This window comes from Pseudomonas sp. FSL R10-2964, from assembly GCF_009600035.1.
Lineage (GTDB): Bacteria > Pseudomonadota > Gammaproteobacteria > Pseudomonadales > Pseudomonadaceae > Aquipseudomonas > Aquipseudomonas bubulae.
In genome coordinates, this window is record NZ_WIWH01000032.1 from 36701 (window position 1) to 60484 (window position 23784).

The 23784-nt window shown below is 59.1% G+C and carries 20 protein-coding genes; 6 read left to right on the top strand and 14 right to left on the bottom strand.

What is annotated here, in order from left to right; genetic code table 11:
• Positions 1–54: 54 nt before the first annotated feature.
• From fliD to GHN92_RS17640, 11 genes are all read right to left on the bottom strand, one after another.
• Positions 55–1416 (bottom strand): flagellar filament capping protein FliD, encoded by a 1362-nt coding sequence (gene fliD / locus GHN92_RS17590; protein ID WP_153380672.1) that lies wholly within the window; start codon positions 1414–1416, stop codon positions 55–57.
• 155 nt (positions 1417–1571) lie between these two features.
• Positions 1572–3617, bottom strand: coding sequence for a flagellin (locus GHN92_RS17595; RefSeq protein ID WP_133143739.1), 2046 nt, complete (start codon positions 3615–3617; stop codon positions 1572–1574).
• 359 nt (positions 3618–3976) lie between these two features.
• Positions 3977–4903 (bottom strand): ketoacyl-ACP synthase III, encoded by a 927-nt coding sequence (locus GHN92_RS17600; RefSeq protein WP_095002622.1) that lies wholly within the window; start codon positions 4901–4903, stop codon positions 3977–3979.
• 334 nt (positions 4904–5237) lie between these two features.
• The gene (locus GHN92_RS17605) at positions 5238–6821 is read right to left on the bottom strand and encodes a flagellar hook-associated protein 3 (RefSeq protein ID WP_153380674.1); all 1584 of its coding nucleotides are present in this window, start codon (positions 6819–6821) and stop codon (positions 5238–5240) included.
• Between the two features lie 14 nt (positions 6822–6835).
• The gene (gene flgK, locus GHN92_RS17610; protein ID WP_153380676.1) at positions 6836–8854 is read right to left on the bottom strand and encodes a flagellar hook-associated protein FlgK; all 2019 of its coding nucleotides are present in this window, start codon (positions 8852–8854) and stop codon (positions 6836–6838) included.
• Between the two features lie 10 nt (positions 8855–8864).
• Positions 8865–10121, bottom strand: a complete 1257-nt coding sequence (gene flgJ, locus GHN92_RS17615; protein ID WP_133143742.1) for a flagellar assembly peptidoglycan hydrolase FlgJ — start codon at positions 10119–10121, stop codon at positions 8865–8867.
• A gap of 10 nt (positions 10122–10131) precedes the next feature.
• A complete protein-coding gene (locus tag GHN92_RS17620; protein WP_095002626.1) occupies positions 10132–11241 on the bottom strand; it encodes a flagellar basal body P-ring protein FlgI in 1110 nt (369 codons plus the stop codon).
• Positions 11242–11255: 14 nt separating this feature from the next.
• The gene (gene flgH / locus GHN92_RS17625; protein WP_095002627.1) at positions 11256–11951 is read right to left on the bottom strand and encodes a flagellar basal body L-ring protein FlgH; all 696 of its coding nucleotides are present in this window, start codon (positions 11949–11951) and stop codon (positions 11256–11258) included.
• Positions 11952–11975: 24 nt separating this feature from the next.
• Positions 11976–12761: a flagellar basal-body rod protein FlgG gene (gene flgG / locus GHN92_RS17630; protein ID WP_095002628.1), complete on the bottom strand. Its 786-nt coding sequence runs from the start codon at positions 12759–12761 to the stop codon at positions 11976–11978.
• 45 nt (positions 12762–12806) lie between these two features.
• Positions 12807–13547 (bottom strand): flagellar basal body rod protein FlgF, encoded by a 741-nt coding sequence (locus GHN92_RS17635; RefSeq protein ID WP_095002629.1) that lies wholly within the window; start codon positions 13545–13547, stop codon positions 12807–12809.
• 296 nt (positions 13548–13843) lie between these two features.
• On the bottom strand, positions 13844–15409 hold the full coding sequence (locus tag GHN92_RS17640) for a sigma-54-dependent transcriptional regulator (RefSeq protein WP_133143743.1): 1566 nt from the start codon (positions 15407–15409) through the stop codon (positions 13844–13846).
• Between the two features lie 335 nt (positions 15410–15744).
• Here GHN92_RS17640 and phhA point away from each other — a divergent pair, with 335 nt between their 5' ends.
• The 6 genes from phhA (at position 15745) to GHN92_RS17665 (ending at position 19932) form a co-directional block, all read left to right on the top strand.
• Positions 15745–16536, top strand: a complete 792-nt coding sequence (gene phhA, locus GHN92_RS17645) for a phenylalanine 4-monooxygenase (RefSeq protein WP_095002631.1) — start codon at positions 15745–15747, stop codon at positions 16534–16536.
• Between the two features lie 43 nt (positions 16537–16579).
• On the top strand, positions 16580–16936 hold the full coding sequence (locus tag GHN92_RS17650) for a 4a-hydroxytetrahydrobiopterin dehydratase (protein WP_016781595.1): 357 nt from the start codon (positions 16580–16582) through the stop codon (positions 16934–16936).
• Positions 16936–18132, top strand: a complete 1197-nt coding sequence (locus GHN92_RS17655) for an amino acid aminotransferase (RefSeq protein WP_130872359.1) — start codon at positions 16936–16938, stop codon at positions 18130–18132. Before GHN92_RS17650 ends, GHN92_RS17655 begins: the two co-directional genes overlap by 1 nt.
• 187 nt (positions 18133–18319) lie before the next feature.
• Positions 18320–18451, top strand: a complete 132-nt coding sequence (locus tag GHN92_RS24210; RefSeq protein ID WP_254925257.1) for a hypothetical protein — start codon at positions 18320–18322, stop codon at positions 18449–18451.
• Between the two features lie 80 nt (positions 18452–18531).
• A complete protein-coding gene (locus tag GHN92_RS17660) occupies positions 18532–18708 on the top strand; it encodes a hypothetical protein (RefSeq protein ID WP_095002633.1) in 177 nt (58 codons plus the stop codon).
• Between the two features lie 36 nt (positions 18709–18744).
• Positions 18745–19932, top strand: coding sequence for an MFS transporter (locus tag GHN92_RS17665; protein ID WP_095002634.1), 1188 nt, complete (start codon positions 18745–18747; stop codon positions 19930–19932).
• 49 nt (positions 19933–19981) lie between these two features.
• Here the strand turns inward: GHN92_RS17665 and arfB are convergent, their stop codons facing one another.
• The 3 genes from arfB to rluB all read right to left on the bottom strand — a co-directional run bounded on the left by arfB (position 19982) and on the right by rluB (position 23695).
• Positions 19982–20395, bottom strand: a complete 414-nt coding sequence (gene arfB / locus GHN92_RS17670) for an alternative ribosome rescue aminoacyl-tRNA hydrolase ArfB (RefSeq protein ID WP_088377742.1) — start codon at positions 20393–20395, stop codon at positions 19982–19984.
• Between the two features lie 90 nt (positions 20396–20485).
• Entirely contained in the window at positions 20486–21904 is a 1419-nt protein-coding gene (locus GHN92_RS17675) for an amino acid permease (RefSeq protein ID WP_153380678.1), read from the bottom strand.
• Positions 21905–22498: 594 nt separating this feature from the next.
• Complete coding sequence (gene rluB, locus GHN92_RS17680) at positions 22499–23695, bottom strand: 23S rRNA pseudouridine(2605) synthase RluB (RefSeq protein ID WP_088377744.1); 1197 nt, start codon at positions 23693–23695, stop codon at positions 22499–22501.
• Positions 23696–23784: the final 89 nt, after the last annotated feature.

The window sequence follows — 23784 nt, forward strand, 5'->3', positions numbered from 1 at the left end:
TGATCTTTTTATCGACTGCAGCGCCCAAAGCTTTAGCGGCCAGGGCGCGGCAAATCAGTCGGATTTAGGGTTATTCAAGGAATTGAGCGTGGTCATGATGCTGGAACTGCTGGCGTTGATTTTGGCGATCAAACCATCCATGGCCGTGTACTTGGCAGTCAGGGTGGTTTTCATCGACTCCATGCGCCGGTCCAGGTCCGCCTGCTGGGTGGTCAGGTCGGTGAGCTTGGTGTTCAGATCGGTGGCGCGGGTGGCCAGCAGACCCGAACTGCCGACATAACTCTCGGTGGCCTTGGTCATGCGCGTGATCAGGCCGGTGTCACCGGTAAACACCTTGGCAATCTCGATAGCACCATTGGGGGTTGCCACCGCGGCTTTCCACTTGGTGTCATCGAGGGTCAGCAGGCCGGTTTTCTGGTCGGTGCTGATGCCCATTTGCGCCAGGTTACCAACACTCGAAGTCCCGGAGTTTTGCAATAACTCGCCGCGCAGGCCGTTGACCAGCTGGCGCATCGACGCATCACCGGTCAGGGCGCCCGAGGTGGTGGTTGCCGCGTCACCGGTGGCGGTGACCTTGGTCTGAGTATTGATGCTGGTCAGCAGCGCATTGTAGGCCGTGACAAACGACTGCACCGAGGTCTTCAGGGTGTCGGTATTGGAGGCCACGGTAATGGTGGAGGCTTTGGTATCGAGCAGCTCCAGGGTCACGCCGCTGATGGCAGAGGTGACCGTATTGCTCGACGATTCCATGGCAATGTCATCGATGGTGTATTCGGCATTCACCGGCGGTTTACCGGCGCTATAGCCAGTGGCCAGCTCCGAATCGCCACTGATGGTGATATCGGTGCCCTTGCCCGTGGTCTGCGAGCCGATCACCAGACGCGAACCGTTGGCGTCTGTCAGCACGTTGGCGCTGATGCCCTTGGACTGCAGCTGGGTGTTGATGGCATCGCGAGTCTGCTGCATGGTCGCGCCAGCCGGGATCTTGACGTCATAGCTGTCACCGGACTGGGAAATGGTCAGGGTCTGGTCTTGCTCGCTGGAGTTGACCGACGCCGACGCGCCACCTTCAAACACCTTGCTGGTGATTTTGGAAGAAGTTGCCAACTGAGTGACGTTCAGCACGTACTTGCCGCTGGAAGCCTTGTCATCGATGGTGACCTTGGAAATTTTCTCGTCCGTGGACGAAGCGGTCAAACCGTTGAAACTGGAGACGCTGTTGAGCTTGGCAATGGCTGTGCGATAGCTTTCCAGCGACGCTTTCACCGTGCCCACGGCGGACAGCTGAATGGTGGTGTCTTTTTGTTGCGCGGTAATCTGGCTTTGCTTGGGTGCTTTTTCAGCATCAACCAAGGCTTTCACAATCCCGATGGTGTCAAAACCCGAACCGACGCCGGTAATCGTAGAACTGGCCATCTGTATTCTCCTTGTCCGGTGGCTACCGCTTTATTGACGAAGCAAGTGCCAAGACTGCAGGCAGCTTCACAATTCGTGCCACCTTCAAGCAGTAAATGCTGAAAAAACAAAAGGGCACGTAAACGCGCCCTTTTGTTCTCAACCCAGCGCTGAAATTACTGAAGCAGTTTCATGACAGCGGAAGGCAGCTGGTTAGCCTGGGACAGGATCGCGGTGGATGCCTGTTGCAGGGTTTGCTGCTTGGTCAGCTCGGCGGCTTCGGATGCGAAGTCAGTATCCTGAACACGACCCAGTGCAGCGGTGGAGTTCTCGGAAATGCTCTGCAGGTTGGCCACGGTGCTGGTGAAACGGTTTTGTACGGCACCCAGGGCGGAACGTTGGGTGTCGATCTGCTGGATCGCGTCAGCCAGAGCCTGGACGGTACGCTGGGAGTCAGCGGCGGACAGGATGCTCAGGTCGGAAACGGTGGTTTCTACGGTGGTTGCAGTCGTGGTGTCAGTTTTGCCAGCTGCCGGAGTCAGACCCAATGCAGTCAGGCCTGTACCTGCAGCGCCGTCCTTGACGGTAATGTCCTTGTTGGAGAACAACTTCAAGGTACCGTCAGTGTTTTTGCTGGCAGTCACGCCGGTGCTGGCGCTGTTGATCGAGGATACGATGGTGTCGGTGGTGTCGCCCTTCTTGAACTTGACTTCAACGCCGTTCAGTTCGATCGAGGTGTCAGCGGTCAGTTTGGCTTGGGAAGTGCCAGCCGACAGACCCAACTGAGCCAGCGAGCCGCCAGCGGTGTTGGTCAGCTTGATGTCATTGCCATCGGTGGAGGTCAGTTCAACACGGCCTTCAGAGTTGAAGGTAGCGGACTTGATGCCTTCAATCGCGCTCATCTTGTCGATGACTTGAGAAACGGTGTTAGTCTTGGTCCACGAAACGGACTTGCCGTTGATTGCGATCTCGCCCGCGGTACCCATGGCAGAACCGGCTGCTTTAGGCGTCGTGGTGGTGTTCGCTGTGGTGTTGGCCGAAGTAGCGGTCAGACCGGATTTTGCCGCGTCAGCACCACCTACGACGATTGCGGCAGGTGAGGTAAGGCTCATAACACCTGTACCCTCATCAAAAGTTGCCACAACGTTTGCACCGGCATTAGAGATAGATGTAGCCAGGGCCGCACCGGTCATGCCGTTAGATACAGTAATCTTCTTGCCGTTAACCGTTATATCGTCTGTACTCGCCATGACTGATGCGCCACCACCAGTAGCTTTCAGGGTATTAACAGCAGCACCTGTGGCTACGGCACCAGTCGTTGTCAGAATTGGTGTGGCACTCAGACCGGCCTTGTCAATGTTTGCCCCCCCCATAGTGATGGCAGAAGAGGAAGTCAGCGTCAATTTGCCGTCTGTTTCACTCCATGAGGCCTGAACGGTGCTATCAGCCTTGGTGATTGCAGCAGCCAGAGCCTCACCTTTCATGCCATCTGTCAGCGCGACCGCCTTACCGTTAACGGTAATTTTATCGGTCTCAAGAATGTCGGAAGTACCCGCCGTCTGCAGCTTAGTAACTTGCGCGCCAGTTCCTACAGCAGAAGTAACAGTACGAGTAGTAGTCGTGGTAGTAGCAGTCGACAGCGCGCTACCAACAGATGAAGCCGACAGATTTGTCATCGCAGCGCCATTCACCGACGCTTCACTGTAAGACCCCTTCAAACCAGTAGCGCTGATATCAGTCATACCAAACGAAATGGTCTGGTTAGCGTCAGCACCGATCTGGAAAGACTGGTTGGTGAACGAGCCATCCAGCAGGTTACGACCACCGAAAGTGGTGGTTTGTGCGATACGGGTCAGTTCACCGGTTTTCGCAGTAAATTCTTGTTGCAGGGACGCACGGTCGGCGTCGCTTTTATCACCGTTCGCGGACTGCAGGGCCAGTTCACGCAAACGTTGCAGAATATTGGTCGATTCCTGCATCGCGCCTTCAGCGGTCTGCGCGATCGAGGAGCCGTTGTTGGCGTTGGCGATGGCAACGGTCATGCCTTTGGTCTGGGAAGTCAGACGGTTGGCGATCTGCATGCCGGCAGCGTCGTCTTTGGCGCTGTTGATTTTCAGACCGGAAGACAGACGGGTCATCGAGGTGCTCAACGAGTCGCCGGCTTTGTTCAGGTTCTTCTGAACGGTCTGGGACGTGACGTTAGTGTTTACTGATAAAGCCATGACGAAATCCTCATTGGATGAATACTGCGGCTTCCGGCCCTGGCAACCGCCGGGTGTGGCCTAGAGAACCTTCGTAATGGTTATCGTCGTAAACGCAGGTTGCTTGAGGTTTATTTTGATTTTTTTTGCAGGCAAGGGGGCCATGCCTTGTAATTCAGGGGGTTAGCGGGGCGATGAGCTGCCGGGCACCCCCCAGTGTGGGAGCGGGCTTGCTCGCGATTCGGGCGACGCGGTGCTTCAGGCAAACCAGGGTGATGCCATCGCGAGCAAGCCCGCTCCCACAGTTTCAATCAGCCCTGCCAGAAAGCAAAACGCCCATGGCTTTAGGGCCACGGGCGTTTTGTGTTTCAACGTAATGCTTACGGGCGATAGATAATCGCCGAGCCCCACGACAGGCCCACACCAAAGCCGCTCAGCGCCACCCGCTTCCAGGTGGCATCCATCACGTGCTTTTCCAGCAGCAGCGGAATGCTCGAGGACACGGTGTTGCCGGTCTCGACCATATCCTTGATAAATTTCTCCGGCTCGCCTTCAAAGCGACGGGCCACGGCGTCAACAATGGCCGCACTGCCCTGGTGGATGCAGAACGCGTCGATATCCTTGGAGGTCAGCTCGGACTCTTCCAGCAACTCGTTCAAGTGCGCAGGCACTTTGAGCAGCGCGAAGTTGAACACCTGGCGCCCGTTCATAAAGAACACACCATCACTGACTTTCAGATGCGGCGCACCCGAACCGTCGGTGCCGAACTTGGCCTTGCCCAACTGCCAGGGAGCGTCTTCGCCCATCCAGGTAGCGGTGGCGGCGTCACCAAAGAGCATGGTGGTGTTGCGGTCTTCCGGATCAACGATTTTCGAGTACGGGTCGGCCGTCACCAGCAGACCGTTCTTCAGGCCCGCGGCCTCCATAAAGCCTTTCATCGCGTAGATGCCGTAGACATAACCCGAGCAGCCCAGGGAGATATCAAAGGCGGCAACGTGGGTCGGCAGACCGAGCTTGTCCTGGACAATGGCCGCGGTGTGCGGCAGGCCTTCAGCGTCGCCGTTCTGGGTGACAACGATCAACGCGTCGATGGATTCGCGTTTAAGCTGAGGATTGTTGATAAACAGTGCGTTGACTGCCTCAACACACAGGTCGGAGGTTTCCTGGTCAGCGTCTTTGCGCGGCAGAAACGCCGAACCGATCTTGCCCAGAATGAATTCTTCGTCTTTGGAGAACTTCGCGCCCTGCGCGTAGTTGTCTACACCGCTTGCTGGCACGTAACTGGCGATGCTTTTAATGCCAATCATTGTGGCTTCCCAATACTAAATAGCTGGAGATCACCCGCTCACATAATCGAGGGGCGCTGACAATAAAAGGGCTTGTGTGGGTGCGTAAAAATAAACAAAACAGCCCGAAAAAGGCCCGGCACCCGCCCGTACGTTTCACACGATACAGTGAAGATGCCCGTTATGACTCATAGGTCACGCTATTTTGTGCGGTTTTATACAAAACATTACAGCCAGAAAGGCGATTTTGTGGGAGCGGGCTTGCCCGCGATGGCAGCAACACGGTATTACCGGCATACCGTGTCGCCTGCATCGCGGGCAAGCCCGCTCCCACATCACCCCCCTGCACCGCTGTTTAGAGCTGGTTGAACAGGCTCAGCTGGGAGATTTTCACGAACGCCAGTTGCGAGGCTTCGAGCATGGCTTTCTGGAACGCCAGTTCGATGGACGCCCCCGCCATATCGGTGTTGCCGATCGCCGCCGTGGTGGAGTCGTTGGCCAGGCCCAGGCTGATATTTTCATCCGCCTGAATATCCACCGCCTTCAGGCGCGCACCAATCGAGCCGCGGGCGCTGTCAACGCCGGCACTGGCGTTTTTCAGGTTGCCGATCGCGGAGTTGATCGCGTCCTTTTGCGTTTGCTGGGCCAGCGGGTCTTTGTCGCTGGGGATTTCCAGGGCCTTGCGCAGCTGGCTGATGGTATCCAGCGCGTTCTGGCTCTGGTGGTTGTTGCGGTTGACGACAAACTGGTCGCCCGCCTGCGGTGCTCCAGCGAAGTCGAACTTGATCCCGAGCGCACCACCATCAACAGTGCCCTGGGCAATCGACTTGCTGTCGGCGCTCAGCGGCTGGGCATAGACTTCGTATTCAGTGGCGCTGGTGAATTTGATCACCGCGCCATCGCTCGGAAAGCTGTCGCCATAGGCCTGGGCGTCGGTCACCGTGGAATTGGTAATCTGCGCCGTCGAACCGTTGCCCGGCGTGCGCGAGGTATTGATGGTGTCCGCCTTGGCCTCAAGCGTAAAGCTGCGCCCCGCCACCAACGCATCCCGCTCAGCCGCTGGTACGTCCTTGAGGTTGGGGGTGATATCGAAGGATACGCCATGCAGGCTGATGCTCTGCGAGCCTTCCTTGGTCGGGTCGAATACGCCATTTCCCGGAATTTGCGAGGTAATGTCCTCGTCATCCGGGCTTTTAGTCAGTTTGAACTGGGTGCTGCTGATAAACGTCAGTTTGTATGGCTGGCCTTCGGCAAAGCTCTTGTTGAACACCGCGCTTGACGTGACCAGACCGGCAGACACCGAGAGCTTGCCGTCATTGACGGTCGGCTCGCCATTGGCATCCACGCCGGGCACAAAAGTCGCCTGGGTACGCCCGGTGTTGGTCGCGCCTTCCATGATGCTCCTGGCCGTGTCGCTGCTGGCCAGGGTCAGGGTGTCGGAAACCTTGAGGTTGAGCTGGGTGTCGTCGCCCTGATAGCTGTAGGTGCCATCATTGTTGCGGGTGTATGGCGGGGTGTCGGTTTTGGAGCCGGAGAACATATAGTTGCCTGAGGCGTCCTTACTGTTGAGCAGGCTGAACACCTGTTCTTCAATGCTGCCCAGTTCGTTGGCGATGGCGCCGCGGTCGGCATCACTGATCCCGCCACCGGCGCGCAGAGCCAGCTCACTGGCTTTTTGCAATGAGTTATTGATGCTGTCGAGCACCGCTTCCTGGGCGCCCAGCGACGACTTGATGCTGTTCATATTGGTGCTGTACTGCGCCAGCATGTCTTTTTGCTGCTGCAATTGCAGCAGGCGCGCCGCACCTACCGGGTCATCGGCAGCGGTCTGGATGCGCACGCCGGAGTCGATCTGGCTCTGGGTCTTGATCACCGACGAGAAGTTGTTCTGGTAGGTGGCACTGGTCGATTCAAAAAACTGCGAAGTTGAAATACGCATCGTCGCGGGCTCCCTTAAAGACTGTTGATCAGCGTGCTGAAGGTTGCTTGCGCCGCTTTGATGATCTGCGACGAGGCGGTGTAGTACTGCTGGAACTTGACCAGGTTGGAGGCTTCTTCGTCCAGGTTGACCTGGGATACCGAGTTGCGCACCTCTTTGGCGTAGGACAAAGCCGCGCCATTGGCGGTGCCGTCGACCGCCGCCTGGCTGGCTTTACCGCCCACCTTGGACACCAACTGACTGTAGGAAGTAGCCATGCTGACGCCGCCAGTGCCGTCCTTGCCTACGCCCACTGTGGCCTTGGTTTGCAGGCCCAGCAGTTCGTTCGCGTTGCGGTTGTCGGCCTTGCCGTCCTTGTTGAACTTGATATCGAAGCTGTCGCCCTTGCCCGGCGAACCGCTGATAGTGGCGTCGAAGCTGACATCCGAAGTGCTGCCGTCAGCGTTGGCGACCGGCACCTTGATCTTGACGGCGTTGTCCTGGCCCGGCACGTAGGAGCCGTCGCTGATCTTTTCGCCTTTTTCGTTCAGCACACGGTAAGTATGGGCTCCAGCGTCATTGACCCCATCGAATACAATACGCAATGGCATCGCGTCTTCGACCTGGGACTGGCCCAGGTTGGTCCCGCTGTAAATATCCAGTGGTACCGTCAGGTTCAAGCCACCTACCGCACCAGTACCCGTATTGGAACCGCCCGCTCCGGCCACCAGCGGCCCGGCAAATGCCAATTTATTGGCATCGCTCATTTGCACGCCGATATTGCCTGCACCACTGCGGGTGGGGCTGACCTTGAACGCGTCGCCAGCGGTCATCGGGCCGCCCTTGAGATCCAGGGTGAAACCGTCAATGACCTTGGCCGGGGTGTCGGTGGTAGCGAACGCCCCCATATCGGTGCCGTCAGAGCGCTTGACCGAGTACTCGGTGGCGCTGGTGAACGTGACCTGATAGTCGTAGGCGGTCAGCGCGCCGCTGTCAGCGATGCTGACATTGAAGTTGCCTGCGCCAATATTTCCGGTCGCCGCCTGGCTGCGCTGGCTGATGGCCGTGGCACTGTTGATGCTGTTGAACAACGACGAGCCGAACTCGCCATTGGCATCCAGGCCCTGGCCCAGCTGCTGGTTGATCGCATCGGCGACCACAATGGCTGTACGGCCCAAATCGTTCATCGCCGGGGCCAGCACATCGTCGCGGTAACGCAGCAGGCCGCCGATCTTGCCGCCACTGATCACCGAGGTCACATCCGAACTCGATTGCTGGAAGTTGACCTGGATGCTGTATTGGCTTTTATCGACCTTGCCCGGCACCGCCGAAATCGTGTTCGAGGTGCTGCCCTGCACCAGCGATTGGCCGGTACCCAGGGTAATATCGTAGACGTTGTCGTGCTCCTGAACCGTCACCCCGACCAGCTCGTTGAGGCTGCGCACGGCTTCGTTACGCGCATCCAGCAGGTTGTTCGGCGTATTGCCAGCCGTGGTGGCCTGGGCGATCTGCTTGTTCAGCGAAGCAATGGTGGCCGTGTGCTGGTTGACCATCGAAGTCAGGGTGTCCAGCTGGCTGTTGATGCCTTCGTTCTGCTGGTTGAGCTGGGTCGAAATCGAGTTGAAGCGGTTGCTCAGGGTTTGCGCACTGGTCAGCAACAACTGCCGCGCGGACACATCACCGGGCGCCGCGGCGGCAGTTTGCAATGAGCTGAAAAAGCTGCTCAGGGCTGCCGATACGCCCGTGTTTTTATCCGACAGCAGTTTGTCGACCGTGCCGATCTGGTCGAGATAAGCCTGGGCATCGCCATTGAGCGAGGTGGTGGTTTGCAACTGGGCGTCGAGGTAGGAGTTGTACACGCGGCGCACGTCGGCCAGGGTGGTGCCGGTGCCGATAAACACCCCGCCCACCTGTTGCGACGCGGCGCTGCCCTGGACGATCTGCTGACGCGAATAGCCCGAGGTATTGGCGTTGGCAATGTTGTTGCCGACTGTCGCCAATGCGCCCTGACTGGCGTTGAGCCCCGACATCCCGATGTTGATCAAACTCGCCATGGTTCAAACCTTATAAATTCGTGAGAGAACCCGTCGAAGCGTAGCTCTGGTAGGTTTTCATTTGCTTGGCTATCTGCGAAATCTTGCTCGCGTACTCAGGGTCGGTCGCATAACCGGCCTTCTGCAATTCGCGTACAAACTGCTCCGGTTTATCGGCCGCATTGAGCACTTCTTTATAACGATTGTTGCTCTGCAACAGCGTCACCAGATCATGGAAGCTGTCCTGATAGGAATCGTAGGAACGGAATTCCGCTGTCTCCTTGACCATCTGCCCGCCCCTGAACTCGCTGGTGATGGCCCGCGCCTGGGCGCCCTGCCAACTGCCGGTGGCCTTGATGCCGAACAGGTTGTGACTGCTGCTGCCATCTTGCTGGCGCATCACCGACTTGCCCCAGCCGGTTTCCAGTGCGGCTTGCGCCACCAGGTACAACGGGTCGACGCCGATGCGGTCGGCGGCCTGTTGCGCCATCGGCAACATGGTGGCGACAAACGCATCCGGCGACTCGAAGGCCTGTTTGGCCGGGGCCAGCGGCGGCTGCGCCACGGCACGACCGTAAACCTGCATGCGCCCTTGCACGCCACTGGCACTGAGCATCGGCTGGCGGCTGCCCTTGAGCACGGCATCCAGCCCCGGCGAAGTGCGCCCCGGCACGGCGGCGGTATTGAGCGTGGAACGCACCGGATCGGCCGATGGCACGATCCCGGCCAGCAAGCGGTCAGTCAGCTTGCTCGGCAACGCCAGACGGCGCTGATTGAGCAGGGCCATGTCATTCTGATGGCCGCCGCCGGCTGCCTGCGGCGTGATGGCGACCCGCGAAGCCCACAATGGACGCTGACCACTGGAACGCACAAAAGGGCTGTCGACGGTGGTGGCGGCCGGGGCTTTGGCTTCGGCAGTCAGCGCCGGGGTCGCCGCAGCCTCCCCCGGCACCGCAGCTTTGTTTTTCGACATCTGGCGCATCAACACATCGGCCAGGCCGATACCACCGCCCTGCCGGGACAGGGTCACGGACAATTGCTGGTCGTACATTTCCTGATACTGCTTGGCCGCCGGGGTGTTGAGCGGGTTGTCCTTGCCCAGCACTTCGTTGGCCGAGCGCATCGACTTGAGCATTTCGTTGAGAAACAGCGACTCGAATTCCTGGGCAACTTTGCGCATATTGCCGTCGCTTTCGCGGTCGCCGACTTTCAGATTGTTCAGCCGATTCAGGTCGGTGAACGCCCCGGAATCGCTGCCACTGACTACTCCACTCTTACGCATATCCATGACGTCGGCCTCAGATCACGATCAGGTCGGCTTGCAGCGCGCCGGCCTGTTTCAGCGCTTCGAGAATCGCCATCAAGTCCCCTGGCGCTGCGCCGACCTGGTTTACCGCCCGCACGATTTCGTCGAGGGTGGTGCCCGGGCCGAACTTGAACATCGGCTTGGCTTCCTGCTGGGCATTCAGTCGCGAACGCGGCACCACGGCGGTCTCGCCGTTGGACAGCGGGCCGGGCTGGCTGACAATCGGGTCTTCGGTGATGGTCACGGTCAGGCTGCCGTGGGTCACTGCGGCGGGCGAAACCTTGACGTTCTGGCCAATCACGATGGTGCCGGTACGCGAGTTGATGATGACCTTGGCCACCGCCTGCCCCGGATCAACTTCGAGGTTTTCCAGGATCGACAGATAGTCGACCCGCTGGCTCGGGTCCAGTGGTGCGGTCACGCGAACCGAGCCGCCATCGATGGCCTGCGCCACACCGGGGCCGAGCAGGTCATTGATCTTGTCGACGATACGCTTGGCGGTGGTGAAGTCCGAACGGTTGAGGTTCAGGGTCAGGCTGTTGCCCTGGTTGAAACCGCTGGGCACGGCCCGCTCAACCGATGCGCCACCCGGAATACGCCCGGCCGAGGGCACGTTGACGGTGATTTTCGAGCCGTCGCGGCCTTCGGCATCGAAACCGCCGACCACCAGATTGCCCTGGGCCACCGCATACACATTGCCATCAATGCCTTTAAGCGGTGTCAGCAGCAGCGTACCGCCGCGCAGGCTTTTGGAGTTGCCGATGGAGGAAACGGTGATATCGATCACCTGCCCCGGCTTGGCGAATGCCGGCAAATCGGCGCTGATGGACACCGCCGCAACGTTTTTCAGCTGCACATTGCCCGAACCCGGCGGTACCTTGATGCCAAACTGCGACAGCATGTTATTGAACGTCTGCAGGGTAAACGGGGTTTGTGTGGTCTGGTCACCCGTACCATTCAAGCCCACCACCAGGCCATAACCAATCAATTGGTTGGAACGCACGCCGGAAATGCTGGCGATGTCTTTCAACCGCTCGGCGTGGGCGCCCAGGGAGGTCGACAACAGCAACACGGCTGCCAGCAGATGCTTGAGGTTGGGCATGGTGAGCTTCATCACTAAAAGGGAAACAGCGGGCTAAGGAAGAAACGGTCAAACCAGCCCGGCTGGCTCGCATCGGCAAAAGAACCGGTGCCCGAGTAGGTGATGCGCGCATCGGCCACACGGGTCGAAGACACGGTGTTGTCGGTGGCAATGTCATCGGCCCGTACCAGGCCGGCAATGCGTACCAGCTCGTCGCCGGTGTTAAGGGTCATCCACTTTTCACCGCGCACGGCGATGATGCCGTTGGGCAGCACGTCGGCGACAGTCACGGTGATCGAACCGGTCAGGCTGTTGCCCTGCCCGGCCTTGCTGTCGCCCTTGGTGGCACGGCTGCCGCTATAACCGGCATTGAGGCTCAAATCGCCACCACCCAGCGGGTTGTTGGTGGTCAGGCCGCTGCCGAACAACGAGGTCAGGCCGATGCTGGTATTGCTGTTTTTACCGATCGCCGAGTTGGCGTTTTTACTCGCCTGGGTCTTCTCATTAAGGGTAATGGTAATGATGTCGCCGATGCGGTACGCCTTGCGGTCGCTGTACAGGTTCTGCTCGAAACCGGCCTGGTAAATCGAGCCGTTGTTGGCGGCAGCCGGCAGCGGCGTACGCGGCAGCACAGGTGCGTAGTACGGGTCGTTGGCCCGCGGTGGCGGGCTGACGCAGCCGGCCAGCAAGGTGATGGCGCCCAGTGCCAGAACAGAAAACAAGCGCTTCATGAGCTCTCCCGCTATTTCACGTAATTACAGGTTTTGCGTGACGAACGACAACATCTGGTCAGCGGTCGAAATCACTTTGGAGTTCATCTCGTAGGCGCGCTGGGTGGTGATCATATTGACCATTTCTTCCACGGTGCTGACGTTCGAGGTCTCGAGCATGCTTTGCATGGTCAGGCCAAAGCCGTTCAGGCCCGGGGTGCCGATTTGCGGCGCACCGCTGGAGGCGGTTTCCAGGAACAGGTTGCCGCCCTGGGACTGCAAGCCGGCCGGGTTGATAAAGTCGGCGGTCTGCACGTTGCCGATCACTTGCGCCGCCGGGTTGCCGGAAATGGTCACCGATACGGTGCCGTCCTGGCCGACGGTGAAGGTCTGGGCATCGGCCGGCACCACAATCGCCGGTTCCAGGGCAAAGCCGTTAGCGGTGACGATCTGGCCATTGGAGTCCAGATGGAAAGTACCGTCACGGGTGTAGGCCGTTGTGCCGTCGGGCTGCATGATCTGGAAAAAACCACGGCCGTTGATGGCCATGTCCAGCGGCTGCTCGGTAGTTTGCAGGCTACCGGCAGTGAAGTTCTTTTGCGTGCCGACAATACGTACCCCGGTGCCCACTTGCAGGCCCGATGGCAGTTCGCTGTCCTGGGTGGACTGGGCACCTGGCTGGCGCTTGATCTGGTAGAGCAAGTCCTGGAACTCGGCGCGATCACGTTTGAAGCCGGTGGTCGAGACGTTGGCCAGGTTGTTGGAAATGGTGGTCAGGTTGGTGTCTTGTGCAGCCAAACCCGTTTTTGCAACCCACAGTGCCGGAAGCATGGAGCTCTCCTCGCGCGCCGGTTTTTCGGCGCCGCGTTCAAGTAATTAGCTGATGGACAGGACGCGAGTCATGGCCTGGTCGTCTTCTTTGGCGGTGTTCATCATTTTGATATGCAGCTCGAACTGCTTGGACAGAGCCAGCACCGAGGTCATTTCATCCACGGCATTGACGTTGCTCGCCTGCAGAAAACCCGAGGTCACCCGCACATTGGCATCGGCCGGGGCCGGCTGACCGTCATTGGTGTGGATCAGGCCGTCGAGGCCCTTGCTCATGGTTTTAAGGTCCGGCTGGACCAGCTTGATGCGGTCCACTTGCGCCATCACCCGCGGGCCTTCGCCCTGGGCGCGGATGCTGATGGTGCCGTCTTCGCCGACTTCGATCTGCTGCTGGGGCGGCACCGCGATCGGCCCGCCGTTGCCCATGATCGGCATGCCGTTGCCGGCACGCAGGATGCCCAGGGCATCCACGTTCATGCTGGCGGTTCGCACATAGGCCTCACTGCCGTCGGGGGCCTGCACCGCCAGCCAGCCGTCGCCGGACACGGCCACATCCAGGTCGCGGCCGGTCTCGACCAGGGCACCTTGGCTGAAATCGGTGGCAGGGCGCTCGGTCAAGGCAAAGGCACGCGCCGGAAAGCTGTCACCAAACACCGGCATCGAGCGGGCCTGTTCCAGGTCACGCTGAAACCCGTTGGTCGAGATGTTCGCCAGATTGTTGGCATGCGCCTTCTGCGCCAGTGCGTTCTGACTGGCGCCGGTCATTGCCACATAAAGGTACTTGTCCACAGTCTTTCCTCTGTCTGACGGACGCTTGCCGCCCACCGCTGTACTGAAGAGGTCATTGCAATTTGCGCACCAACTTTATTTTGACGCGCTGCGGCGCGGGTTTGCGCAGGGATGGGGATAGCGTTTGGTGCGAAGAGACGGCGGGGTTCTGCCGGTTGCGGCAAGGGCTGGCCTGCCGAGTCACGTCGATCTTGTGGGAGCGGGCTTGCTCGCGATTCTGGCGGCGCGATATGTCTGGCACACCGCAGCGATATCATCGCGAGCAAGCCCGCTCCCACAGATCAGCACTTACAGGCTCAAACGTCCTTGCCCGGCTTAATAATGTCGTGCTCGCGCAGTTTGTTGGCGATGGTGGTATGGGACACCCCCAATCGCTTGCCCAGCAATCGGCTACTTGGGTGCTCGGAATACAGCTGTTCCAATACTGCCTTTTCGAACCGCCCGACAATCTGCTCCAGCCCGCCTTCCAGCGAGAACTCGCCCAGGGGCTGACGCACGCCGTAATCCGGCAGGCGGATATGCTCAGCCTTGACCACCCCGCCATCACACAGCGACACCGCCTGAAACAGCACGTTCTCCAACTGGCGCACGTTGCCCGGCCAGTGGTAGTGGCTCAAACGATCCATTGCCGCTGGCGCCAGGCGCGGCAGCGAGCAACCGATCTGGCGACTGGCCTGATCGAGGAAATGCTCCACCAGCGGTTCCAGACCGTCCAGGCAATCGCGCAGCGGCGGAATATGCAGCGATAGCACGTTGAGCCGGTGATACAGATCCTGGCGAAACTCACCCCGAGCGCACAGCTCGGACAGGTCGACCTGGGTGGCGCACATCACCCGCACATCCAGATACACCTCTTCATCACTGCCAACCCGACGAAAGCAACCATCCTGCAAGAAGCGCAGCAATTTGACCTGCAAGCGCGGGCTCATTTCACCCACGCCATCGAGAAACAACGTACCTCCTGCTGTCAGCTCCAGCAGGCCGAGCTTGCCTTCCGCCCGCGCACCTTCAAAGGCACCGGGGCCGTAGCCGAACAGTTCGGTTTCAGCCATCGACTCAGGTAAGCCGGCGCAGTTCAGCGCCATCAATGGCGACTGGCCACGAGGGCTGGCCAGATGGCAGGCCCGGGCCAGCAGCTCCTTGCCGGTGCCGGTTTCGCCTTCTATTAATAGCGGCGCATCCAGCGGTGCCATTCGCCGCGCTTCGCGCACCACCGCAGCCATGACTTTCGAGCTTTGGAAAATACTGTCGAAGCCGCGCAGCTCCTGCTTGCGCACATTGTAGATTTGCTCGCCCACACGGTCGGCGCGGTGCAGGGTCAGCACGGCCCCGGCCATCGCCTCGCTTTCGTCGTGTTCCAGTTGCAGCGGGGCGATATCGGCGAGGTACACCAGGCCCTTGATCTTGACCCGCAAGCCATTGATCCGCGACTTGTTGGCCCGCACCAGTTCGGGCAGGTCGAAGTCTTCGGCGTAGCGTGACAGGGAAATCCCCGGCACTTCATCCACCCGCACCCCAAGCAACTGTGCGGCGGCACGGTTGGCCGCAACAATGCAACCGCCCATATCGATAGACAGCACCGGAAATTCCAGCGCCCCGAGCAAGGCGTTAAGCTCCATATGCCGGCGCTCGCTGGGCATCAAGCCCACACGCTTGACGCCAAACACCCCGGGGATGGTTTCAAACTTCGGACGCAAGGCCTGAAATTGCAGATTAATCAGATTGGGGCAGTACAGATAAATCGCATTGCCCTGATCACCCCCGACCTCGCCGCGCTTGACGTTGATGCCGTAGGCCACCAGCAGGTTGAGAATGTCGCGAAGGATGCCAATCCGGTTTTGGCAGTGGACTTTGATACGCATGGGCAGGGCTCGGGAATAACTAACAATGGATGTCCTATGTGGCAGCGAGCCTGCTCGCGAAGGCTCAAAGAGCGCCATTCGCGAGCAGGCTCGCTCCCACAGGGAGGTTTTCCGGCTTCAGAGGCATTTCATCGTCACGATTTTGTGACAGTTGTGCTGTCGCACAGTCAAGAATGACAGCCTGCCCCTCACATCGTAACGAATACTTTACGAATAAGCGCCATCATCCCAGCATTACTGGCTTTAGGCTAGCTGCACATAACAATCACATGGGGTATCACTAAGGCATCGCAACAACACCGAATAATAAAAACGATTTCCTTGCGGAGAGCCCCATGAAGCAAACGAAATACGTCGCCCGTGAGCCTGATGCCAATGGCTTTATCGACTACACACCCGCCGAGCACGGGGTGTGGAACACGCTGATTACCCGTCAGTTGAAACTACTGGAAGGCCGCGCCTGCCCCGAGTACATGCAAGGCATCGAAAAGCTGGGCCTGCCCCACGACCGCATCCCGCAACTCGACGAGATCAATCAGGTACTGGGCGCCACCACGGGCTGGCAAGTTGCCCGGGTACCCGCACTGATCCCCTTCCAGACCTTCTTCGAGTTGCTGGCCAACAAGCAGTTTCCAGTGGCCACCTTTATTCGTACTCCCGAAGAACTCGATTACCTGCAAGAGCCGGATATTTTCCATGAGATTTTCGGCCACTGCCCGCTGCTGACCAACCCGTGGTTCGCCGAATTCACCCACACCTACGGCAAGCTGGGCCTGCAGGCGAGCAAAGAACAACGGGTGTATCTGGCACGTCTGTACTGGATGACCATCGAGTTCGGCCTGGTCGACACGCCGGAAGGCAAACGCATTTACGGTGGCGGGATTCTGTCGTCGCCCAAAGAAACGGTTTACAGCCTGTCTTCAGAGCCGGAACATCAGGCTTTCGACCCGCTGGAAGCCATGCGTACGCCGTATCGCATCGATATTTTGCAGCCGCTGTATTTTGTCCTGCCGGACTTGAAGCGACTGTTTGACCTGGCCCATGAAGACATCATGGGTATGGTCGAAAAAGGCATGACAATGGGCCTGCACGCGCCGAAGTTCACGCCCAAGCCGAAAGCGGCTTAACCCTTTTTTAGTCATCTATAAAAACTGATTTCAGGAATCCACCATGAACGCACTGAACCAAGCCCACTGCGAAGCCTGCCGCGCCGATGCCCCACAGGTCAGCGACGAAGAACTGCCGATCCTGATCAAACAGATCCCGGACTGGAACATCGAAGTTCGCGACGGCATCATGCAGCTGGAAAAGGTCTTTCTGTTCAAGAACTTCAAATTCGCCCTGGCCTTTACCAATGCCGTGGGCGAGATCGCCGAAGCCGAAGGCCATCACCCGGGCCTGCTGACCGAATGGGGCTCGGTCACCGTGACCTGGTGGAGCCACTCGATCAAGGGCCTGCACCGCAACGACTTCATCATGGCCGCACGCACTGATGAAGTCGCCAAAACTGCCGAAGGTCGCAAGTAATGCACTTTGCCGATATTGGTCGGGTACCGGGCGACCCGATTCTCGGTTTGATGGACGCCTATCAACAGGATACCAATCCGGACAAGTTCGACCTAGGCGTGGGCGTCTATAAAGACGCCAATGGCCTGACGCCGATCCTGCAATCGGTAAAGTTGGCCGAGCAGCGCCTGGTCGATCAGCAACAGACCAAAACCTATATCGGCGGTCATGGTGACAGCCGATTCGGGCAACTGATCAGCGAACTGGTGCTGGGCGAAGACTCACCCCTGCTGGCCAGCAAGCGTGCTGCAGCGACCCAGACCCCGGGCGGTACCGGGGCCTTGCGCCTGAGCGCCGATTTTATCGCGCAATGCTTGCCGGGCCGTGGCATCTGGCTGAGCGATCCAACCTGGCCGATCCACGAAACCATCTTTGCCGCAGCCGGGCTGAAGATCAGTCACTACCCTTACGTGGGCAGCGACAACAAGCTCAATGTCGCGGCCATGCTCGAAGCCCTGGAACACGCGCCAAAAGGCGATGTGGTGCTGCTGCACGCCTGCTGCCACAACCCGACCGGCTTTGACCTGTCCCAGGCGGACTGGCTGCAGGTGCTGGACGTGGTCCGTCGTCGTGAATTGCTGCCTTTGATCGATTTTGCCTACCAGGGTTTTGGCGACGGAATACAGGAAGACGCCTGGTCGACCCGCCTGTTCACCCGTGAACTGCCGGAAGTGCTGATCACCAGCTCGTGCTCGAAGAACTTCGGCCTGTACCGCGAACGCGTCGGTGCATTGATTGTGTGTGCCAATGACGCCGAAAAGCTGACCGATATCCGCAGCCAGTTGGCCTATATTGCGCGAAACTTGTGGTCCAACCCGCCGGATCACGGCGCGGCGGTGGTAGCAACCATCCTCGGCGATGCCCAGCTGAAAAGCGTGTGGATCGCAGAAGTGGAAGCCATGCGCAGCCGTATCGCGCAATTGCGTAGCGGTTTGGTGGAAGCCCTGATCCCGTTCGGGCTGGCGGAGCACTTTGCCCATATTAATGAGCAACGCGGGATGTTTTCGTACACTGGCCTGACCCAAGAGCAAGTCCAGCTGTTGCGCGAGAAACACAGCGTGTACATGGTTGGTTCGGGGCGCGCCAATATGGCCGGGGTCGACGGCACGCGCCTGAGCCTGCTGGCCAAGGCGATTGCGCAGGTGTGTACACACTAGCCCCCCACCCTGTAGCAGCTGCCGAAGGAACGAGGCAGCTGCTACAGGGCTCTGCCTTTTGCAGCGACAGCTGCAATATGAAAAGTTCGATACAAATCCCCCCAGACGCAATAAAAAGACAAATTGTCACACTCCCTCCTGTATCCTTAGCAAGCTACTTAAAACACACCTTACGAGGAGCGCGACGATGCACGAGATCCCAAACCTCCCCTTCCCAAGCCTGCACGAAACCGAGCAGCCAACCCCGCAACACACCAGTGGCGAAAACCCCGCACTGGACGAGGCTTCTGAAAGCCTGCAGGCCGAAAGCGAAGACTGACGGCGCACAATCAGACGGTGCGAAAAGCATTCAGTTTTTCACACCGTCTGACACAATCGCCCCTTATTGCGGAATCAAGCGTGACTGACACCTTCAGCGATACCCAGGCCAGCGTTCTGATCGGCACCGCCGAGAAAATGATCGACCTCTGGGAGCGCCTCAGCCCCGAAAAACAAGCTCTCCTGCTCAAACGGTTCGGCACCCAGGAAAATGCACTGGCCGCTTTAATCGCGACGCAACTGGTTACACCACTATAATCTGCACCAACCCGCTCCCCGCAGGACCCCTACCCCATGCCTGAAACACAGCGCCCCATGGCAATCACGCTGCAAGTGGTTTCCATCGTCCTGTTTACCTTTATCGGCTATTTGAACATTGGCATTCCGCTGGCCGTACTGCCGGGTTACGTGCATAACCATCTCGGTTACGGCACGGTGATCGCCGGGCTGGTGATCAGCGTGCAATATTTGGCTACGCTGCTGAGCCGGCCTTACGCCAGCCGCTACATCGATACCCGGGGCAGCAAGCGCGCCGTGATGGTTGGCCTGGCCGGCTGCGGCCTGAGTGGCGTGTTTATGCTGGTGTCCAGCTGGCTGACGAGCATGCCGGCCTGGAGCCTGGCCAGCCTGTTGATCGGCCGGCTGGTGCTGGGCAGCGCGGAAAGCCTGGTGGGCTCCGGCTCAATCGGCTGGGGCATAGGCCGGGTCGGCGCGCAGAACACGGCCAAGGTGATTTCCTGGAATGGCATCGCCAGCTACGGCGCTATTGCCATTGGCGCACCTCTGGGCGTGGTCATGGTCGGCCACCTGGGCATGTGGAGCCTGGGCGTAAGCATTATTGCCCTGGGAGCGCTGGGCGTACTGCTGGCCTGGCCAAAACTGGCGGCCCCCATTGTCAGCGGCGTGCGCCTGCCGTTTCTGCATGTACTGGGACGCGTGTTGCCCCACGGCACCGGGCTGGCCCTGGGCTCGATCGGCTTTGGCACCATCGCCACCTTTATCACCTTGTATTACGCGACCAACCACTGGGAAAACGCAGCGCTGTGCCTGAGCCTGTTTGGCGCCAGCTTTATCAGTGCGCGTTTGCTGTTTGGCAACCTGATCAACCGTATCGGCGGTTTTCGCGTGGCGATTGCCTGCCTGAGCGTCGAGACGCTGGGCCTGCTGTTGCTGTGGCTGGCACCCAACCCGGAGTTGGCCCTGGCGGGCGCGGCCTTGAGCGGCTTTGGCTTTTCGCTGGTGTTCCCGGCGCTGGGGGTTGAGGCGGTCAACCTGGTGCCGGCCTCCAGCCGGGGGGCTGCGGTGGGTGCGTATTCGCTGTTTATCGACCTGTCGCTGGGCATCACCGGGCCGCTAGTGGGTGCCGTGGCGGCAGGGTTCGGCTTTGCTTCGATCTTTCTGTTTGCGGCGCTGGCGGCGCTTGGCGGGTTGATGCTGAGTGTTTATCTGTATCGTCAGGCGCAGAACGCAAGAGCGTCCTAGCTCGCGCTCAGGGTGATTAAGCCCGCTCCCACAGGACTGCTGCTGCCCTCTAGAAATCCACCTTGCCCCGCCCCGCCTTGATGTTGCCGCGCTTGGTCTTGGATTCCAGCCGACGTTTTTTTGAGCCCAGGGTCGGCTTGGTCGGGCGGCGCTTTTTCTCCACCTTGGTGGCACTGACGATCAACTCCGCCAGACGCTCCAGCGCATCAGCCCGATTCTGCTCCTGGGTGCGGTATTGCTGGGCTTTGATAATCAGCACGCCATCACTGGTGATGCGGCTGTCACGCAGCGCCAGCAGCCGCTCCTTGTAAAAATCCGGCAACGACGAATTGGGAATATCAAAGCGCAGGTGCATGGCGCTCGAAACCTTGTTGACGTTCTGCCCGCCCGCACCCTGGGCGCGAATGGCCGTCAGTTCGATCTCGGCATCAGGGATATGCACGTTGTTGGAAATCACCAGCATCAAAAAAGAGTCCGTGTTCAGAGCATCAAGGATACCCCACAAACAACAAACCCGGCGCAATGGCCGGGTTTGCAGGGTTAAACACAGCGTTTATTTGGCAGAGCTGTAAGCCGTTGCCTGCGCCTGTACCGCGCGCTTGTTCTTGATCACGAAGCACAGCCACATAAAGGCCACCCACACCGGAATCGCGTACACCGACACGCGAATCCCCGGGATCAACAGCATGATCACCAGGATGAACGCTACAAACGCCAGGCAGATGTAGTTGCCGTACGGATACCACAGCGCCTTGAACAGCGGGACTTGCGCGGTCTTGTCCATATGCTGGCGGAACTTGAAGTGCGAGTAGCTGATCATCGCCCAGTTGATCACCAGGGTCGCCACTACCAGGGACATCAGCAGTTCCAGCGCATCATGGGGCATCAGGTAGTTGAGCAGCACTGCAATGACCGTCACCGCCGCCGAGGCCAGGATCGAGTTGACCGGCACGCCGCGCTTGTCGATTTTGGCCAGCACTTTCGGCGCATCGCCCTGCTGCGCCATACCCAGCAACATGCGGCTGTTGCAGTAGGTGCCGCTGTTGTACACCGACAATGCTGCGGTCAAGACCACGAAGTTGAGGATGTGCGCAGCAGTGTTGCTGCCCAGCATCGAGAACACTTGCACGAACGGGCTGCTGCTGTAGCTGTCGCCACCGGCATTCAGGGTTTCAAGCAGCGAGTCCCACGGGGTCAACGACAGCAGAACTACCAGGGCACCGATATAGAAAATCAGGATGCGGTAGATCACCTGGTTGATCGCTTTCGGGATCACGGTGCGTGGTTTGTCGGCTTCAGCTGCGGTGAAACCGAGCATTTCCAGGCCGCCGAAGGAAAACATGATAAAGGCCATGGCCATGATCAGGCCGGTCGTCCCGTTCGGGAAGAAACCACCGTGTTCCCACAGGTTGCTGACCGAAGCCTGAGGGCCACCGCTGCCGCTGACCAGCAGGTAGCTGCCCAGGGCGATCATGCCGACAATTGCCACGACCTTGATGATCGCGAACCAGAACTCGGCTTCGCCAAACACTTTGACGTTGGTCAGGTTGATCAGGTTGATCAGCACGAAGAAGGCCGCTGCCGAGGCCCAGGTGGGGATCTCCGGCCACCAGTAGTGCACATATTTGCCGACGGCGGTCAGCTCCGACATGCCCACCAGGATGTACAGCACCCAGCAGTTCCAGCCCGACATAAAGCCGGCGAAACCGCCCCAGTATTTATGGGCAAAGTGGCTGAAAGAACCGGCAACCGGTTCTTCGACGATCATTTCGCCGAGCTGGCGCATGATCATGAACGCGATAAAGCCGCAGATCGCATAGCCCAGAATCATCGATGGACCGGCCGACTTCAGCACCCCGGCCGAACCGAGAAACAGGCCAGTACCAATCGCGCCACCGAGGGCTATCAGCTGGATATGACGATTTTTCAGGCCGCGTTTAAGCTCGCCCGAATGCGAGGTATTTCCACTCATTGCAAAGGTCCCACACAAGGTTTGATGTGATTCAGTGCGTTGTAACTTGAGCACCAGAGGCAGTGATCGAAGGGTCTACAACACAAATCAAACCCCAGCGCAGACGCCAGGAATCCAAGGTTGTTTCACGAGTCATGCGTCACCTGTTTGTTTTTATCTGTGACGGAATCGAACCCGCAACGCTTGTGGCATTGCGGAATTATCAAGGCGGATAGCCTTGAGGTTTTGGCCGTTCGGTGTAACGCCGAGCGGCGCAAAATGCGCGGGTACGCAATTGAGTCACAGTTAAAACGCGGCGCATTGTACACCCGCACGAAGGCAAGATCCCATCACACAGCCGATTGCAATACGAAACAAGCCGCAATTTATGTAGGAACTGTCCTAATTCTGTAAATCTCGGAAGGTTTTCATTACAAAGGGATGATTTCAGCGGTTTAGGGTCGGTAAGTGGCTGAATTCGTATAGGTTTATTGACATGGTGTAACGATTATTTGCCACGCGAATTACGACCCGTAGCAGCTGCCATCAGCATTTCGCAGACATAAAAAAACGCCAACCCCTGGGGGTTGGCGTTTTTTGTACCGCGCTTACCGCTTACTGCGGCTTGCGACGACCGAAGCCCGGGCGCTGGCCCGAACCTGCCGGGGCACCACGACGCTTGCCCGACGGCGCATCGTCAACCAGCTTTGGCCCGTTACGGGTTGGCTTGGTTGGACGCTTGTTGATTTCGCTCGGACGCTCGGCAACTGGCGCACCACGACCTGCTGGCACACGATCAGTACGGCCGGCAGGCTTGCGCGCCGGACGAGCCGATTCATCACGAGCCGGACGGCCCGGACGCTCGCCTTCGATATGCGGCTGGCGTGCCGGACGCGGCGCAACAGGTGCACCTTCAGCCGGGCGCAGCACGCGGGCAACACGGTCACCACGGGCCACAGGGCGCGAGGATTTGCGCTGCATGCGCTCAAGCTTGTCTTTGCTCTTGGCGTTCATCTCAGGCATGGCAACCGGCGTGAGGCCGACTTCAGCGCTGAGAATGTCCACTTCGAACTGGCTCATTTCGCGCCAGCGACCCATCGGCAGATCGGAGTTGAGGAACACCGGACCGAAACGTACGCGCTTCAGGCGGCTGACCACCAGGCCCTGGGATTCCCACAGACGACGCACTTCACGGTTACGGCCTTCCATCACTACGCAGTGGTACCAATGGTTGAAGCCTTCGCCGCCTGGCGCCTGCTTGATGTCGGTGAAACGCGCCGGACCGTCTTCCAGCACAACGCCGGCCTTGAGGCGGGCAATCATGTCGTCATCCACTTCGCCACGCACACGTACCGCGTATTCACGGTCCATTTCGTACGAAGGGTGCATCAAGCGGTTGGCCAGCTCACCGTCAGTGGTGAACATCAGCAAGCCGGTGGTGTTGATGTCCAGACGACCGATATTGATCCAGCGGCCTTCTTTTGGACGCGGCAGTTTGTCGAACACGGTCGGACGGCCTTCAGGGTCGTCACGGGTGCAGATTTCGCCGTCGGGTTTGTTGTACATGATCACGCGGCGAACCGATTCGGCTGCCTCTTCACGCTTGATCACCTTGCCATCGATGGTGATGGCGTCGTGCAGGTCTACGCGCAGACCCAGGGTTGCATCCTTGCCATTGACCTTGATCCGGCCCTGGCTGATCCAGCTCTCTACGTCGCGACGCGAGCCAACGCCAATACGGGCGAGGACTTTTTGCAGTTTTTCGCCTGCAGGGCCAATTTCCTGGCCGTCTTTAGGGTCGAGATCTTTCATCTGGGCACCTCCCGGTGTGTCAATTCAGGCGAGCGCCTGAAGTGTTAAAAATGGGCCTTGGGGCTCTGCTGAGCCCCAGAGGGTCGCGA

Excerpts from the sequence above, each read along its gene's own strand:
- fliD (WP_153380672.1), bottom strand. The coding sequence starts at position 1,416 with ATGGCCAGTTCTACGATTACCGGCGTCGGTTCGGGTTTTGACACCATC.
- GHN92_RS17595 (WP_133143739.1), bottom strand. The coding sequence starts at position 3,617 with ATGGCTTTATCAGTAAACACTAACGTCACGTCCCAGACCGTTCAGAAG.
- GHN92_RS17600 (WP_095002622.1), bottom strand. The coding sequence starts at position 4,903 with ATGATTGGCATTAAAAGCATCGCCAGTTACGTGCCAGCAAGCGGTGTA.
- GHN92_RS17605 (WP_153380674.1), bottom strand. The coding sequence starts at position 6,821 with ATGCGTATTTCAACTTCGCAGTTTTTTGAATCGACCAGTGCCACCTAC.
- flgK (WP_153380676.1), bottom strand. The coding sequence starts at position 8,854 with ATGGCGAGTTTGATCAACATCGGGATGTCGGGGCTCAACGCCAGTCAG.
- flgJ (WP_133143742.1), bottom strand. The coding sequence starts at position 10,121 with ATGGATATGCGTAAGAGTGGAGTAGTCAGTGGCAGCGATTCCGGGGCG.
- GHN92_RS17620 (WP_095002626.1), bottom strand. The coding sequence starts at position 11,241 with ATGCCCAACCTCAAGCATCTGCTGGCAGCCGTGTTGCTGTTGTCGACC.
- flgH (WP_095002627.1), bottom strand. The coding sequence starts at position 11,951 with ATGAAGCGCTTGTTTTCTGTTCTGGCACTGGGCGCCATCACCTTGCTG.
- flgG (WP_095002628.1), bottom strand. The coding sequence starts at position 12,761 with ATGCTTCCGGCACTGTGGGTTGCAAAAACGGGTTTGGCTGCACAAGAC.
- GHN92_RS17640 (WP_133143743.1), bottom strand. The coding sequence starts at position 15,409 with ATGCGTATCAAAGTCCACTGCCAAAACCGGATTGGCATCCTTCGCGAC.
- phhA (WP_095002631.1), top strand. The coding sequence starts at position 15,745 with ATGAAGCAAACGAAATACGTCGCCCGTGAGCCTGATGCCAATGGCTTT.
- GHN92_RS17650 (WP_016781595.1), top strand. The coding sequence starts at position 16,580 with ATGAACGCACTGAACCAAGCCCACTGCGAAGCCTGCCGCGCCGATGCC.
- GHN92_RS17655 (WP_130872359.1), top strand. The coding sequence starts at position 16,936 with ATGCACTTTGCCGATATTGGTCGGGTACCGGGCGACCCGATTCTCGGT.
- GHN92_RS24210 (WP_254925257.1), top strand. The coding sequence starts at position 18,320 with ATGCACGAGATCCCAAACCTCCCCTTCCCAAGCCTGCACGAAACCGAG.
- GHN92_RS17665 (WP_095002634.1), top strand. The coding sequence starts at position 18,745 with ATGCCTGAAACACAGCGCCCCATGGCAATCACGCTGCAAGTGGTTTCC.
- arfB (WP_088377742.1), bottom strand. The coding sequence starts at position 20,395 with ATGCTGGTGATTTCCAACAACGTGCATATCCCTGATGCCGAGATCGAA.
- GHN92_RS17675 (WP_153380678.1), bottom strand. The coding sequence starts at position 21,904 with ATGAGTGGAAATACCTCGCATTCGGGCGAGCTTAAACGCGGCCTGAAA.
- rluB (WP_088377744.1), bottom strand. The coding sequence starts at position 23,695 with ATGAAAGATCTCGACCCTAAAGACGGCCAGGAAATTGGCCCTGCAGGC.